The 742-nt window shown below is 45.7% G+C and carries 2 protein-coding genes; both read right to left on the reverse strand.

The window, feature by feature from the left end:
• Nucleotides 1–372 (reverse strand): site-specific integrase (locus tag A3757_RS24135; protein WP_197470288.1); only part of this gene is annotated, 372 nt, incomplete at its 3' end.
• A 61-nt stretch (nucleotides 373–433) separates the two neighbouring features.
• Nucleotides 434–742: DUF484 family protein (locus A3757_RS24140; RefSeq protein WP_156506551.1), on the reverse strand; the 309-nt coding region annotated here is incomplete at its 5' end.

The raw sequence follows: 742 nt of genomic DNA on the forward strand, positions 1-742 counted from the left end.
ACTATCGTTATCTAATAGATGGTTAATTTGATCAACATTCAAGACTTTAGGCAGTTTTTTGCTCCCTTTTGGAACCGGAACATCCAGACACGGATTGTGTTCTAGCAAAGCATGTTTAATCTGGTAATTGTAAAAACTACGTAGTGACGACAGTGCTCTTTGAATACTCTTGCTAGAAAGCTGCTTACGGTGCAGGTAAGAAACGTATAAGCGGACATGAGCGTGACTGAGCTCACTCCAAGCGTGAATACCCTGTTCAGAGCACCAAGTATGAATACGCTCCAAGTCACGCCTGTAATTGGTGTAAGTGTGATGGGAGAGCCTCCTAACGACCAGTAAATTATCGAGAAACTCTTCTAGTAACTTTTCCATCACTGCCTCGAATTCTCTACCGGATCATTAAACCATTTATGGCGACTCGCTTCGAAAATATCTATTCCAAGAGCGAAGGAACTGAGTCCTCTACCTGCTGTCGCTTAGCAGCCAACAACAGATTCGGCAGAATACGGCTGATAAAATCGCTGATATAAGAAAGGAATAAAGAGCCCATTGAGCTATCAAAGTGCTTAGCATCGCGACTGCCCAAACAGAACAAGCCCAAAAGCTCACCATTTCGTAAAGGAATCACTGCCGCTGAACCGACTTCTTCGGGGTTCGGGAACAAGCATGCACGCTCTTCGTCTCGGAACTGCCCGCAAACTGCTCGTGTATGATCGAGAATACCGCCTAGCTGCCCCCGAGC

The sequence above is a fragment of the Oleiphilus sp. HI0117 genome (genome assembly GCF_001635235.1).